Origin of the sequence: Paenibacillus gallinarum, from assembly GCF_014836635.1 — a bacterium.
Lineage (GTDB): Bacteria > Bacillota > Bacilli > Paenibacillales > Paenibacillaceae > Paenibacillus > Paenibacillus gallinarum.
Map to the genome: position 1 here is coordinate 614,879 of NZ_JACSQL010000002.1, position 14,909 is coordinate 629,787.

A 14,909-nucleotide genomic window follows, 5' to 3' on the forward strand; every position below is an offset into this window, starting at 1 on the left:
CACCATGATTCAAAACACAAAGTGTGAATGCGGCCACCAGAATCCAGTGGGTACCGTATTGTGTGAAGCCTGCGGTAAACCGCAAGACGAAAAAGATCTTGTGTCCACTGAACTGCTTGAAATGCGTTATGACGGCAGGGCGAGGCGTTCACAGCGAAGTAATCCAAATGCGATTGACCGAGTGTGGAATTTCTTTTCATCTGTTAAAGTGGCGATCTATCTGATCGTCTTTACTTTGGTTGGAGCCATGCTTGGAACGATTTATCCTCAGGAGAATGCTTTTGTTAATCTAGATCCTTCTGTCTACTACAAAGAAACGTATGGTCTACCAGGAAACATCTATTACATATTAGGACTTTCACATACATACGAATCCTGGTGGTTTATTTTACTGCTCGTTATGATCGGTGCTTCCCTTGTTATTTGCAGCATAGATCGGGTGTTACCTCTTTACAAGGCACTCAACAAGCAACGTATTCCTAAACATATGCAGTTCCTAACAAGACAAAGAATTACCTACCAGACAGAAATGCCTGAAGAGCAAGCAAAAGAGTGGATTGCGAAAGCGGTTACCCCACTCAAGAAAAAAGGATACCGTGTAAAAACAGACGAATCTGCACTGCTCGCAGAAAAGTATCGTTTTAGCCGGTGGGGTCCCTATGTTATACATATTGGACTGATTATCTTCTTGCTGGCGGTATTGGCAAGAGGACTGCCTGGCCTGCATATGGACAAGCATGTTGCTTTTCCGCAAGGTGAAATTGTGAATTTACCGGATACTACGTTTTATCTCGAAAATGTAAATTTTCGGGTGGAATATTACAGTGAGGAAGAAACGCCGGAAGAGTTTAAGAATGTAGGAAGAATTGTTCCTAAGCTGTTTGAGACAGAAGCTAAGCTGTATGAATGTACAGCCGATTGTACAGATCTATCGAAAGAGCCGCAGCTGAAACAAGTAGATCATCATTTTATTCAAGTGAATGACCCATTAGATTACAAAGGACTCAAAGCATACCAGTATGATTATGATTTGACGCCTATTCTCAGAGCTGTATCGCCAGAAGTGATAGATACGGAAACGGGCGAATCTTATGGAACGATTGAGCTTAGTATGAACAATCCACAGCTTGAGTATGAAGCTGGACCTTATCATTTGAAACTTACTAGCAAATTTATGGATTTTGGCTTAAATGACCGGGGAGAACCGGTATCCAAAACTCCGAGTCCCAATGCGCCTGCCTTTTTATTTACAGTTACAGGCAAGGATCTGCCAGCAGATGGGGTGAAGTATCTTTATTTCCCTAAGGAAATAGATAAGGAACGTTTTCAGCAGGATTTGATTAATGAAAGACTAAGTGAAGGAATTATGCCGCTTAGGCTTGATGTGAATGGTATGGATAATGTCGACATCATAAATTCCACTACTTATCTTAATATTCGTGTAGATAAAGCCATGCCGTTTGTTTGGCTGGGAGCCGCGATTGTTATGCTTGGTCTTATCATGGGTTTTTATTGGCAGCATCGCAGAATTTGGATACGTATTGACCATGGAACTCTGACCTTAGGTGCCCATACCAATAAAAACTGGATAGGTCTTAGGCGAGAAGTGGCTGATGTGTTGAAAAAAGGTAATCTAATAGTGGATGAAAAGTCACTGGACAACGGAGGGAATAAAGCGTGAACATGCTTAACGTAAGCAGTAATGCATTTATGATTGCCTTTTTCTTATATTGTGGAGCTTTTATCGTACATGCAATCGCCGTTATGGGTCGTAAGTTCAGTAATCGAGAGCCAGAAGCCCATGTTAAAAAATGGGGAAGATTTGGGTTGGTCCTCACTTTAATCGGTCTAGGATCACAGCTCGTTTATTTTTTTACTAGATGGGCAGGGTCAGGACATATTCCGGTATCTAATATGTATGAATTTATGACCTTCTTGTCTATGATGGTCATTGTTGCTTTTGCTATACTTTACATGATATATAAGACATCACTTCTCGGACTCTTTGCATTGCCTATTACAATTATACTAATGGCATATGCAGCTGTCTTTCCACAGGAGGTACAACCTCTAGTTCCATCCCTGAAATCGATTTGGCTGAATATCCACGTCACGCTTGCTGCTCTTGGTGAATCTTTCTTTGCAGTGGGCTTTGCAGCAGGTCTGATGTATTTACTTCGAACTGTTAAATTTGATAGTTCTGCGAAAGTGGATAAAAGACAGCAAAAGTGGCTTGAATTTACGTTAGTTGTTATTATTATTGTTATAGGATTTATAGGTACCGTATTTGCCTTTCGTGCAAGCGGATACGAAGCGGTATTTGTTCAACAGCAGGTGACTGACGTTGACACCGGGGGGACAAATAATAGTAAAATAGAGAAAGTCATTTATCACATGCCGCCTCTTGTAGCACCACACAATAGTGATACAGAAAGCTATACTTCATTCCTTGGAATGAAAGAACCTTTATTTGAAGCACCTTCATGGATGAATGGTGTAAATGCAGGTCGCAAACTGAATACAGTGGTATGGTCTGTTATTTCGGGTCTGTTGTTATATGGGGTGCTTCGATTAATCATTAGGAAACCACTTAGCCGGGCGTTGAGTCCCTATCTGGCAGATATTGATCCTGATGATTTGGATGAAATCAGTTACCGTGCAATTGCGATAGGGTTTCCCATCTTCACCTTAGGTGCACTTATATTTGCCATGATTTGGGCAGAGATCGCCTGGGGACGGTTTTGGGGATGGGATCCCAAGGAAGTATGGGCACTTATTACTTGGCTCTATTACAGTGCTTATTTGCATCTGCGTTTGTCTAAAGGTTGGCAGGGACGTAATTCCGCATGGCTTGCTGTACTGGGCTTCCTGATCGTGATGTTTACACTGGTTGGCGTGAACTTGATTATCGCTGGACTTCATTCCTATGCTGGAACAGAATAACTGGAAATGAAGTTTATGTTTTTATTCAAATAGAGCATACTATGAGAACTGGTTTAAGAAAGTGAGGCGAATCGTACGAATGGCAGATCATGAGAACCGGATACTGGTCGTCGATGATGAAGAAAGGATTCGGCGTTTGTTGAAGATGTATCTGGAAAAAGAAGGCTATGACATCGACGAGGCGGAGGATGGTGAATCCGCACTCAGTAAAGCGACATCAGAAGATTATGGCTTGATCTTGCTGGACGTAATGTTGCCGGGTATGGATGGTATTGAAGTATGTACTAGGCTGCGTCAAGTGAAATCAACTCCTGTGCTGATGCTTACAGCCAAAGGGGAAGAGATCAATCGCGTACAGGGTTTTGAAGTTGGAGCAGATGATTATGTAGTTAAGCCTTTCAGCCCTCGTGAAGTAATCTACCGAGTTAAAGCTATCTTACGTAGAGCTTCTGCAACCGCTTATCTATCTAAAGAAAGCAATTCAAGCAATAATATAGTTTTTCCTCACTTACTTATTGAGCATGATGCTCATCGGGTTACAGCAAATGGGGAGGAAGTAAGTCTTACTCCAAAAGAGTACGAGCTATTGCATTATCTCGCTGTGTCGCCGGACAAGGTCTTCTCCAGGGAAGATTTACTCAAAGACGTGTGGAATTATGAGTTTTTTGGTGACTTACGTACGGTAGATACTCATGTGAAACGTCTACGTGAGAAGTTGAATAAAGTTTCTCCAGAAGCGGCCTCGATGATTACAACGGTATGGGGAGTTGGATATAAACTGGAGGTTCCGAAGTAGTGAAGTTCTGGAAATCACTAGTTGGCAAGCTGTGGTACACCATCATATTATTAGTTGCCTGTATCCTCATGACATTGGGAGTATTTCTACTCCCATATATTGATATCAATTTCTCGGCTGATGAGTCCGGGGAAATTAAAAAGATGTTTGTGCTTGTCTGTATTGTTGGATTTAGTTTAACTACTTTTTTTGCACTCTTTCTTCTAAGTAAAATAACACAACCGATGCAGAAGCTGATCCAAGCGACAAATGAGATTCGTAAAGGGAATTATGATACGAGACTCTCTCTTGTTACAAGCGATGAGATCGGTGAGCTTGCAAGTACTTTTAATCATATGGCGGGAGAACTAGAAGATACCATTCGGAACTTGAACCATGAGAAAGAACGTGTCGCAAGTGTCCTACGCAGTATGAGGGATGCGGTTGTCTCTTTTGATAGTGAAGGGAAGATCATTTCTACGAACCCGCAAGGAACGAAATTAATGTCAGCTTGGCAAGGGATTGAATGGAACAAGATCGATGTGAGATACTCTCCTCAGGAACAGAACGAGGATGCCGGTAATGATGTCCCTGAACCGCTGAGACCATTGTTTAAAGCAGTTGTAAGCCATGGGGAAGACCAAAGTGCAGAAGTACATGTGAAACAGAGTGTATGGTCCGTACAGATGGCTCCTTTGCATACAGAACCAGGGAACCGAGGGGCAGTAGCTGTCCTGAGGGATGTGACGGAGGAAGCACACCTAGAGAAGATGCGCAGTGATTTTATAGCCAACATTTCTCATGAGATCAGAACCCCATTATCGATGATTCAAGGGTATAGTGAGGCGCTGCTTGATGGGATGGCGGCTTCTCCAAAAGAAAGCGAAGAACTCATACAAGTTATTCATGATGAGTCCCTGCGGATGGGCAGATTAGTTAAGGATCTGCTGGATCTTGCTCGGATGGAAGCAGGGCATATTGATGTCACCCTCGACAGAGTGGATGTGAACCAGTTGCTTGATCGTGTATACCGCAAGTTTAGTGTGGCTGCTAAAGATCAGGGTTTACTCTTAGAGTATAAGCATCAAGATGGACCTTTGATACTAGAAGCTGCCGACGAGGACAAGCTGGAACAGGTATTTACCAACTTACTTGATAATGCATTCAGACACACTCCATCAGGGAAACATATTTATATTATCACTTCTATGAAAAATGAGGATGAACTGGAGATTCGTATTCAAGACGAAGGTAAAGGAATTCCTAGGGAAGATCTACCTTTTATCTTTGAAAGGTTCTATAAGGCAGATAAAGCGAGAGTTCGTGACGTAGGCCGTGGGACTGGTCTTGGGCTTGCCATTGTTAAGCACATCATTGATGCGCACAAAGGGACAATCGAAGTAGACAGTACTCATGGGAAAGGTACAGAGTTTACGGTTCTACTTCCTATAAAACAACACAAATCGGATAAATCAAAGCTTACTTGATCTTTTCTACGAAAAAGCACCTTACTGAGGGTGCTTTTTTTGTTGAACAGTACCGATTAATCTTGTTCAACGTGGAACAATTTTGGTGCGTTAGAGTGGGTAGGGAAAGATAGATCTCTTAGTAAAACGAAACAAAAAAAGCTAGCCACAAAGGCCAGCTTTTTTACGTTTAATAATTATTTTTGAAGTACAATTTCTTGTGCTGTATTCAGTTCAGGCAATTCAATAAGTTTTTGGAGCACTTCTTTTGGTACTTCTTTATCTACAGTCAGAATCATAATAGCAGCACCGCCGATAATCTTACGTCCTACTTGCATGGAGGCAATATTGACATCATTTTCACCAAGAAGTGTACCTACCCGGCCGATAATCCCTGGTTTATCGTTATGAGAGATGAAAATTTGGTGATCTTCAGGAGCAAAGTCTACTGGGAAATGATCGAGTCTTACAATACGTTCACCATATCCAGCGAGAAGTGTTCCTGCAATACGTCTTTCTTGCTCATGTTGGTTTTTAAGCGTCACGGTAATCAAGTTGGTGAAACCTTTTGTACGTGGAGCTTGAGATACGACCACGTTGATTTCACGGATTTTTGCTAAATGCAGGGAGTTTACGATATTAGCTTCACTGCCAAGATGTCTTTCAAGTATGCCTTTCAGAACATAACGAGTCAGCTGCTGGGTATCAACTTCCGACAAGTCGCCAGAGTAGTCAATATGAATTTCCTGGATTGCTTCATTTGCCATCTGTGCTGCGAAGCTTCCTAGGGTTTCGCCAAGTTTGAAATAAGGTTGAATAATATTCATAACACTTGGAGCCACGGGAGGCATATTAACCGCATTTTTAAAAGGTTCGTTCCGTAAGATATGAAGCACTTGCTCAGACACGTCAATCGCTACGTTCTCTTGTGCTTCCACTGTGGATGCACCAAGGTGAGGGGTAACGATAATATTCGCATGACTTAAGAATGGATGATCCGCTGCAGGAGGTTCACTTTCAAATACGTCAAAGGCAGCACCTGCTACGATCCCTTCATCAATAGCCTCAATTAGGGCCATCTCATCAATAATTCCGCCACGTGCACAGTTGATGATTCTCATGCCTTTTTTCATGACTTCGAATTGTGGCCGAGCAATCATGTGTTTTGTTTCTGGAGTCAGTGGTGTGTGAACCGTCATGAAATCCGCATTACGAATAATGTCGTCAACGGAAGCAAGAGTGACACCCATTTTTTCGGCACGTTCTTTAGTTAAGAATGGATCGTAGCCGAGAATGTTCATACCAAACGCTTTGGCTCTTTTTGCTACTTCACTGCCGATTCTACCCATACCAAGGACACCAAGTGTCTTGTTGCGAAGTTCTACGCCCAGGAACGTCTTGCGGTCCCATGTACCGTTTATCGTCTTAGCATAAGCCTGAGGAATATGTCTCGCTAGAGCCATCATCATCGCAAATGTATGTTCACAAGTTGTAATTGTATTACCGTCTGGTGCGTTAATAACGATAATACCTCTTTCAGTAGCTGCTTCGAGATTGATATTGTCAACACCAACTCCGGCACGACCAACAACTTTGAGGCGTGTGCCAGCTTTCATAATGGCAGGCGTTACACGGGTTTGACTACGTACAAGAAGTGCATCATAATCTCCAATAATTTGAATAAGTTCATCTTCCGAAAGACCCGTCTTCTTGTCGACTACAACATCCTCAGCATCCATAAGTTGCTGAATTCCCAAATCGCTGATTGGATCAGATACCAAAACTTTTAACATTGATCATCGTCCTCCTTGATTTTGAACAACATGTATAGAATAAGAAGCGGCATTCACGTATAAAGCTAAGCCATTTCCTTAAACTCGGTAAAAAATTAATGCGTTGAAGTGGCATAGTGCGGCCTTGTAACAAAATAAACCGTTCCTAAAACCTGAAGGGATGAACGCAAAAAAACTCTCAATCCGCATACTACTACCGTAGTAAGGGACGAGAGTTGTCGTGGTGCCACCCTAATTCGCTATCGCTCTTGGAAGAGCAACGGCCTTAATGGTCTACAATAGACCAGATTCATAACGTGAATCACGCGACTATATCTACTTTAGATTCGATATAGTAACTCGGGAGCGCTAAAGAATACTGTATGATTACTGATTCTCACCAACCATCAGTTCTCTGAACAATCGGTACAGTTCTTTTCTCCGTCATCGCTGTTTAGATATTGTTGAATAACAATTTTTTCATAATGTATCATGTGTAACATCACCATGTCAATAGTTGTATCTACTAAAAAGAGGAAGAAAACCCAAATCCACCTCCTAAATTTTCCCTACATATATCGAAGGTTCTTGAATCTCTTAAGTATTTTGGATATCATTTAAATATTCCCTTTATTTACAACAAAGATAGAGACATCATTTACAGAATAGGAGTAAGAATAGGCGAGAATGAAAAAACAACAGTGGAAGAAATTAAAATTTCAAAAAATTGAGCCTCATCAGCTGACGGATCGCCTTCTTCTTATCAACCTTTATTTAACACAAGCATTAACATTAATTATAGGTATTGTCTGGATTCTTTTTCAAAAGAGAAATCCGCTGGAGCTACTGAGTTTACCCCAAGGCTGGCAATTTGTAATGTATGGCCTTGGACTAGCTGCACTCATGCTCGTAGTTGATTTCTTGTTATCCGCGGTTATGCCTGAAGATAGTATGGACGATGGCGGTATTAACCGTATGTTATTTCGCAAAAGACCTATATGGCATATCATAATCATTGCTGCCGTTGTGTCCGTTTGCGAAGAGCTTCTATTTAGAGGTGCCATTCAGCATTCCATTGGTCCTTATTGGACAAGTATCATTTTTGCTTTAATTCATTTTAGATATTTGAATCATTGGCTTCCTACAGGCTGGGTTTTTGTATCCAGTTACGGCTTAGGATATATTTATGAGCAATCCGGAACGTTATGGGCTCCCATACTGTGTCATTTTCTAATTGATTTAATATCCGGACTCGCCATTCGTTTTCGGAGGGAAACATGAACCAACAACTAAGTAGATCACAAAAGTATGGTCATCATGGTCGTCGTAAAGAGGGAAAAGAAATAAAACCTTCTAAGTCATTTGATAAGATCGCCGAGGATAGTAAACCAAAAAATAAAACAGTTGCGAATAAGCCAGTATACAAAAAGCCAGTGAGAAAAACTCAGCCCGTTCCTGAGTTATCGAGAATGCAGCGCAAACTCCAGGCTGAACAAAAACAAAAGCAAAATAAGGAAGCAAGCGGTCGCATTCAAGAAGCAGAAACACTTCCCACAAGGGCAGAACTGTTTCCATCTCGAAGAGTAAGACTCAGCAAGTGGTTCATCAACTCACTTATTTGCATTTTTATTTTTCTAACTGGATTTCTAGTATATTGGGGGATTATAGGAGCTCCTCCACTGAATACATTGGTTCCTTAGCAATCCTAGATCTATCACGAAATACGGTCCACCTGAAACTTTCTTGTATGACTCACGCATGACTTTTCTTATTTACGTGAATAATAAGGAATGCATCCTATCATACAAGGAGGTTTATCAATGAGAACTTCTTCGTTTCTAATGGGCTTAACTGTTGGTGCTGTAGCTTGTTCTGTCCTTTCTCAAAAAGGAAGTATGCCTACGGCAAAACAAGCGAAAAAATATCTGCATGATGCCAAAGAAAAGGTGATGGACATAACCTTTCCTGGAATGGATAGCATGCTGAGTAAAGCATTGACAGATGAGAACACAACGAATGCGGGATCAAATTCTAAATCTTCGGCAAATAAATTATCGACACCAGAACAAAAAGCCGAAAATTTAGATTTGATTAAATCTTTTATTCGTTCGAATCCGGACGTGAAAAAAGAAGTAGAAAAAGTACTGGCGGAATCTCATACAGCGATTCCTGGGTTGTAATGAAATAAGGATTTGAAGAAAGAATCATTTGCAGATCCTTAATGGACTGTAAATGATTCTTTTTTATCGTTTTTATTACGTGCATTTGTGGGTATAAAATGATAACATACTTACATAATCCATTTTGAGCACATACTCACAGAATACAACATAATCTGTTTATAACACATGCTTAATAAAGGGGAGATCCTGTATGAAAATAGAACGCTTAAGCAATGACAAGATACGGATTTTCCTGACTTTTGATGATTTAAGCGAGCGTGGTATCCAGAAAGAAGATATGTGGCAGGAAGAACCTAAAGTTCATGAACTGTTTACGGAAATGATGGACCAGGCCTACAGCGAACTTGGATTTGATGCTACTGGCCCATTGGCCGTTGAGGTCTTCGCGTTACCAGCTCAAGGAATGGTCGTTATTGTCACAAGAGGCAAATATGATCGTGAACGATATGGTGCATTACACGAAGATGATATAGCAGACGAAATATACGAAATGGAAGTAACACTCGAGCAGAGTGATTCTGTGATGTATGTATTTAAGGATTTTGAAGTGTTGATTGAGGCAGCCCACATGCTGAAAGCTAAAGTAACGGAAGCTGGACGTTTGTATCATTATAAGGACAAATGGTTCTTGCATCTTGAACCGGACGAAGTCGACACTGAACAGCACGGAGCGCTCATTGCCCTTCTTGCTGAATTTGGCGAGGGAAGTTCTGTTACCAGTGCCGTACTCGGAGAATATGGCAAGCTCGTTATGGCAGAAAATGCAATCGGAACGATTTGTGACCACTTCAAACGTCATGATTCTTAAATTTTAATGAGTAAGTATGTGAAACCATTAAGTTGGAGGGATGTTCGGTGCTTTTGTTCTCGGTCTTGACGGCAGCAATTGCGCCGGGGCTTTCCCTGCTTACGTATTTTTATCTCAAAGACCGTTACGATGCCGAACCTCTCCATATGGTTATTCGAATGTTTTTTTTCGGACTACTTATTGTATTTCCAGTTATGTTCCTGCAACGAGGGTTGATGCTCTTTCTCGGAGATCTGGGAAATCAACCATTTTTGCATGCATCCGTAGTTTCTGCTGGGATTGAGGAAATACTCAAATGGCTTGTTTTATTTTTCGTTATTTATCATCACACTGAATTTGATGAGCCCTATGACGGAATATTATATGCGGTAGCCATCTCGCTTGGTTTTGCTACAGTGGAGAATTTATTATATGCATGGGCAGGAAATGCTTCAATGAGTTTCATGCTTTATAGAGCGTTACTCCCTGTTTCGGGTCATGCGATGTTTGGTGTTATTATGGGATATTATATGGGCAGGGCTAAATTTAGCGACAAAAAGAACTTGCAGCGCAAGTTTCTTGTCATGTCGATTCTTCTTCCGATTTTCTGGCACGGACTTTACGATCTGATTCTCGGTGTGGAACAGGCTTGGTATTGGTTTATCGTACCTGTTATGCTCATACTTTGGTATGGAGGTATGGGGAAAGTTTACCGTGCTAACAATCGTTCTCCATTTCGTTTCGTGAAACGTGAGGAAGAGGTTAACCTGTAATTGATTTGGATACACTTGTTTCTAGTTGGCAGTATTTTCTGCCTATTAGAGATAAGTGTTTTTTTTGTGTTTATGACCAAAATCAACCAGGGAGTGAGGGTTTGAATCATGAGAGTAAAAGTGAAGATTCGCTGCAAACAATGCGGCGAAAGGTTTGTCTTGCGCGGTAAAAAAGAACGGGGAAGAATTGAAACAGGATTCAAGCAGTGTCTCTGTGATAATAGGGACATGTTTGATATTGAGGAAGAAAGCTTCTAATTTTGCGATCATTCATGTATAACCTTCCTTTCTTCTTGTCACAATAAGGTCATCGTACCTGAAGAAAGGAGCAACACAAGATGTATAGAAGGTTAAGCTCGGTGTTATTCCCAATTGTATCAATACTGCTCATTGGTTCTTTGATCTGGGGGTATCAACAATATCAACAACGTAATGCAGTTGCTTTAAAGTCAGAAAATCAATATCAACGATCATTTCATGATCTCTCGTACCACATGGACCGGATCCATTCAGAGCTAGGGAATACGCTTGCGGTTAGCAGTGCATCAGATGGAATGCATAAAAAAGGGCTTATGAATGTATGGATGCTCGCGAGTCAAGCACAGAGTGAACTTAATGATCTTCCACTCACATCGCTTCCCGTTAACAAAACAGAAGAGCTTTTGTCTCGCATCTCTAAATTTGCGTATCAAACATCGCTAAGAGATCTTCATGAGAAACCGTTAACAGCTCAAGAAAAAGAGAATCTTAGAACGTTGTACAAGAATTCAGCTGAAATCAATAAAGATTTGGATCAAGTACAGTTATCTGTACTCTCTGACAACCTGAAGTGGGGTGACGCAGAGGCAGCTTTAACCGCTCAAGGAAATAAGCAGCAACGAAATGTAATTGTAGACGGTCTTCGAGCGGTAGATCAAAAAGTCGGTAACTACCCACCTATGGATTGGGGACCATCCGTTTCGAGTCTTTATGAGCAGCGCGCTGTCCGTAAACTAGGCGGAGTACCGGTTACTACGGAAGACATTAAACGAAAAGCACAAAAGTTCACAGATATAGACAATCCCGAAATTCAGGTTATTCAGAACGGGAAAGGAACAGATTACAGGTCCTATACCGCAAACCTTACTGCACCAGACGGTCATTTGATTCGTATGGATTTTACGGTGGATGGCGGCCTGCTGATTTCATATAACGATGAAAGAGAAGTAGGTCCAAAACAAGTGAATCGAGATACAGCAATGTCTAAAGCCGATCGTTTCCTTGAGCACAAAGGATATCGTGATATGAAAGCTGTTGCTTACAATGAATATGATAATCTAGGTAACTTCACTTATGTAAGAGAACATGATGATGTGCTCGTTTATCCTGAAAAAATCACGGTCCGTGTAGGTCTGGATAACGGAGAGGTAATTGGGATCCAAGCATCTGAATTCCTTAACGAGCATAAGGATGACCGTGTATTCGCGGAGCCGAAAATTAAGCTGAAAGATGCGAGAGCACAGCTGAATCCTGATTTTAAAGTATCCTTTACGCGGAAAGCGTTAATTAAAAATGAATTTAGTGAAGAAGTGCTATGCTATCAATTTGGCGGGAAAATTAACGATACCATGTACCGGATTTACATTAATACAGAGACTGGTGTTGAAGAAGCAGTAGAAGAAATCCCTGCACCAACCGCAGGATCCAAAATGTAGATGGAAAGCTTCTCCTTTGGGGAAGCTTTTTCTTTTTGCATTTTTCTGAATGTAATTTCACAAACGCATGGTATAATATTCCTGTTATATTTCATGGATGTGCGACTATAGACAGGGAGTGAATGAGGTTTGTATCCGAAAGTAAATGATGTGTTGTTCATACAGTTACCCTCAGAAGGTGAGAAAGAAGCGAATTACGAATTTCGTTCAAGAATTGCCGAAACAGATGAAGATGATATCTATATGGAAGTTCCGATTCGTGAAGGAAGCGGCCAGCTGAAGAAACTTCATATGGGCGATGAGTTGTCAATTTACTTTCTAACAGAAGGTGGAGTAAAGCATTACTTTAATACATACGTGACTGGTTTCAAAGAAGATGTAATAAGAATGGTGAAGTTTCGCAAGCCATCTGCAGAAGAAATTTTTCAAATACAGCGGCGCAATTTTTTAAGAGTCCAATCCGAATTAGAACTGGCTGTTAAGTTTAAACACGATTTTACCCGGTTTCTAACCTTTACTGATGATGTGGGCGGAGGAGGTATCTCTTTTTTAGGAGACGCAAAAAATGAAGTGAAAGAAGGACAGACTCTTTCTTGTTGGCTGTTGCTTCCTTATAAGAATGGAGAACTGGAACATGTTCCTTTTGAAGGAGTCGTGGTTCGATGTATTACCCTGGAAAGTGGCCGACAGAAAGCCATGCTTGAATTTACACAAATCTCTGACATGGAGCGTCAAAAAATAATAAAGTACTGTTTTGAACGCCAACTTGATTTTAGAGGAAGATAAATGAATTAATACGGAATTATTCATTAGTGAATGATTATTTATTTCTCAGGGCACAATGAACAAAATTGTTCTGCAGGAGAGATGAGAATGAAGCAGTCAGGTGAGGAAGCCCGCAGATATGAAGCTTTATTTATGAAGTTCAGTATTCAGGTTGAACGCAGATTAAAGAAATTGCTGCTATGTCTTTTTCTGTTACTTCTCGTTTTTCAGATTTTGCTTCATAACAGATACACAGCACCTTATATGTCGGGAGTGTTTCGGCTTGAGGGCACACCCTTGCCTGCTTCTTTCCAACCTTCACATATGCTGGATAAAGAGTGACCCTTTTTGCATCAGTGCTGGTTGTGTGGTATAATTTTCTCGTCGCAGGCAATGCCTGCTTTTTTCTTGAGGCTTAAGTTTGAGGAGGAATGCCCCGTTGACAGGCCAGAATACAGCAGAGAACGGGAAAATGAATGTGGCTATTGACGGTCCCGCAGGAGCGGGGAAAAGTACCGTTGCTAGACGCGTGGCGAGCAAACTGTCTTATGTGTACGTGGATACAGGCGCTATGTATCGTGCTGTAACCTATTATATGCTTCGCCATGAGATTAAACCGGAAGAGGTAGATACCGTACTTACGCACGTTAGAAGACTGGATATTGAACTAATACCAGCTGATGGCGGGCAGAAGGTATTCCTTAATGGGGAAGATGTATCAGGGCCGATCCGTTCGAGAGAAGTTACTGGAGTAGTATCCTTATATTCGCAAATTGAAGATTTGCGTCATCACCTTGTTGAAATGCAGAGAAAGATGGCACTTCGCAAGGGCGTTGTTATGGATGGAAGAGACATCGGAACGACGGTTTTACCAGATGCAGAAGTGAAAATTTTTATGACCGCAAGCGTTAGGGAACGTGCACTTCGCCGATTCAAGGAACTCGATAAGACTGAAGAGGTAACACTTGATCAGCTCGAAAGAGAGATTGCGGCTCGGGACAAGCTGGATCAGGAACGTGAAGTTTCGCCGCTGCGTCAAGCAGAAGATGCCATCGTTCTTGATACCACATCAATGAGTATTGATGAGGTTGTTGAACACATTGTAACGCGCTGTATGGAAGTCAGGGGAGAGGTTGGATTATGATTTATTCAATTGGTCGGTTTCTGTTAAACGTAATTTACACTGTTTTATTTCGTTTAGAGGCCATTGGGAGAGAGAATATTCCCCGCGAAGGCGGCGTGGTAATGTGTTGCAATCACATTAGTAACTTTGACCCGCCAACTCTTGGAATTAAGATTCACCGCAAGATTCGATTTATGGCAAAAAGCGAATTGTTTGAAGTTCCGGTGCTTGGTCCGATCTTAAGAGAACTCGGAGCGTTCCCTGTAAAACGGGGCGGTGTGAGCAAGGAATCAATCAAAACAGCGCTTAACATTCTTCGGGGTGGAGAAGTCTTGGGGATTTTTCCGCAAGGCAGTCGCCATAATGATGGTGGTATGGGAAAAAAGGGAGCTGCAAGTTTTGCACTGCGAAGCGGAGCTGCTGTAGTACCTGCTGCTGTAATCGGTGAATACAAGCCTTTCAGAAAAATGAAAATTGTTTACGGTGAACCCGTTAATCTGGATGAATTCAGAGATGATCCTTCAGGAGAGTCACTTGAACGGGCAACGGAAAAAATTATGTCTAAGATTGATGAAATGGCGAGAACTGGTGTACCATCGAAGCCATAATGCCAATGAATGACACACCA

General features: G+C 41.5%; 16 protein-coding genes and 1 other annotated feature. Of the genes, 15 read left to right on the forward strand and 1 reads right to left on the reverse strand.

What is annotated here, in order from left to right; translation table 11 throughout:
* The first annotated feature begins 4 nt into the window (after window positions 1-4).
* From resB to H9647_RS08045, 4 genes are all read left to right on the forward strand, one after another.
* Window positions 5-1,681: a cytochrome c biogenesis protein ResB gene (gene resB / locus H9647_RS08030; RefSeq protein ID WP_191799215.1), complete on the forward strand. Its 1,677-nt coding sequence runs from the start codon at window positions 5-7 to the stop codon at window positions 1,679-1,681.
* Window positions 1,682-1,683: 2 nt separating this feature from the next.
* A complete protein-coding gene (ccsA, locus tag H9647_RS08035; protein ID WP_225229186.1) occupies window positions 1,684-2,943 on the forward strand; it encodes a cytochrome c biogenesis protein CcsA in 1,260 nt (419 codons plus the stop codon).
* 79 nt (window positions 2,944-3,022) lie between these two features.
* On the forward strand, window positions 3,023-3,739 hold the full coding sequence (locus tag H9647_RS08040; RefSeq protein ID WP_191799217.1) for a response regulator transcription factor: 717 nt from the start codon (window positions 3,023-3,025) through the stop codon (window positions 3,737-3,739).
* Window positions 3,739-5,205, forward strand: coding sequence for an ATP-binding protein (locus tag H9647_RS08045; RefSeq protein WP_191799218.1), 1,467 nt, complete (start codon window positions 3,739-3,741; stop codon window positions 5,203-5,205). The genes H9647_RS08040 and H9647_RS08045 overlap by 1 nt, the downstream gene beginning before the upstream one ends.
* Window positions 5,206-5,381: 176 nt before the next feature.
* On the opposite strand, the gene serA is transcribed toward H9647_RS08045, so the two are convergent.
* Window positions 5,382-6,977, reverse strand: a complete 1,596-nt coding sequence (serA, locus tag H9647_RS08050) for a phosphoglycerate dehydrogenase (protein ID WP_191799219.1) — start codon at window positions 6,975-6,977, stop codon at window positions 5,382-5,384.
* A 201-nt stretch (window positions 6,978-7,178) separates the two neighbouring features.
* Window positions 7,179-7,413, reverse strand: a binding site (T-box leader).
* 230 nt (window positions 7,414-7,643) lie between these two features.
* Here serA and H9647_RS08055 point away from each other — a divergent pair.
* The 11 genes from H9647_RS08055 (at window position 7,644) to H9647_RS08105 (ending at window position 14,889) form a co-directional block, all read left to right on the forward strand.
* Window positions 7,644-8,237 carry a CPBP family intramembrane glutamic endopeptidase gene (locus tag H9647_RS08055; RefSeq protein ID WP_191799220.1) on the forward strand — a complete coding sequence of 198 codons (594 nt, stop codon included), beginning with the start codon at window positions 7,644-7,646 and terminating at the stop codon, window positions 8,235-8,237.
* Window positions 8,234-8,656 (forward strand): hypothetical protein, encoded by a 423-nt coding sequence (locus tag H9647_RS08060; RefSeq protein ID WP_191799221.1) that lies wholly within the window; start codon window positions 8,234-8,236, stop codon window positions 8,654-8,656. The genes H9647_RS08055 and H9647_RS08060 overlap by 4 nt, the downstream gene beginning before the upstream one ends.
* Before the next feature lie 120 nt (window positions 8,657-8,776).
* Window positions 8,777-9,136 (forward strand): hypothetical protein, encoded by a 360-nt coding sequence (locus H9647_RS08065; protein WP_191799222.1) that lies wholly within the window; start codon window positions 8,777-8,779, stop codon window positions 9,134-9,136.
* Window positions 9,137-9,329: 193 nt separating this feature from the next.
* On the forward strand, window positions 9,330-9,947 hold the full coding sequence (locus H9647_RS08070) for a genetic competence negative regulator (RefSeq protein ID WP_191799223.1): 618 nt from the start codon (window positions 9,330-9,332) through the stop codon (window positions 9,945-9,947).
* A 47-nt stretch (window positions 9,948-9,994) separates the two neighbouring features.
* Window positions 9,995-10,699, forward strand: a complete 705-nt coding sequence (gene prsW / locus H9647_RS08075) for a glutamic-type intramembrane protease PrsW (protein WP_191799224.1) — start codon at window positions 9,995-9,997, stop codon at window positions 10,697-10,699.
* Between the two features lie 108 nt (window positions 10,700-10,807).
* Window positions 10,808-10,957 carry a hypothetical protein gene (locus tag H9647_RS08080; protein WP_191799225.1) on the forward strand — a complete coding sequence of 50 codons (150 nt, stop codon included), beginning with the start codon at window positions 10,808-10,810 and terminating at the stop codon, window positions 10,955-10,957.
* A gap of 80 nt (window positions 10,958-11,037) precedes the next feature.
* Window positions 11,038-12,393, forward strand: a complete 1,356-nt coding sequence (gene ypeB, locus H9647_RS08085; protein WP_191799226.1) for a germination protein YpeB — start codon at window positions 11,038-11,040, stop codon at window positions 12,391-12,393.
* 129 nt (window positions 12,394-12,522) lie between these two features.
* Window positions 12,523-13,179: a flagellar brake protein gene (locus H9647_RS08090; RefSeq protein ID WP_191799227.1), complete on the forward strand. Its 657-nt coding sequence runs from the start codon at window positions 12,523-12,525 to the stop codon at window positions 13,177-13,179.
* Between the two features lie 87 nt (window positions 13,180-13,266).
* Window positions 13,267-13,500 (forward strand): DUF5359 family protein, encoded by a 234-nt coding sequence (locus tag H9647_RS08095; RefSeq protein ID WP_191799228.1) that lies wholly within the window; start codon window positions 13,267-13,269, stop codon window positions 13,498-13,500.
* Window positions 13,501-13,597: 97 nt separating this feature from the next.
* Window positions 13,598-14,302 (forward strand): (d)CMP kinase, encoded by a 705-nt coding sequence (gene cmk, locus H9647_RS08100; protein ID WP_404822596.1) that lies wholly within the window; start codon window positions 13,598-13,600, stop codon window positions 14,300-14,302.
* Window positions 14,299-14,889, forward strand: a complete 591-nt coding sequence (locus H9647_RS08105) for a lysophospholipid acyltransferase family protein (RefSeq protein WP_191799229.1) — start codon at window positions 14,299-14,301, stop codon at window positions 14,887-14,889. The genes cmk and H9647_RS08105 overlap by 4 nt, the downstream gene beginning before the upstream one ends.
* Window positions 14,890-14,909 lie beyond the last annotated feature (20 nt).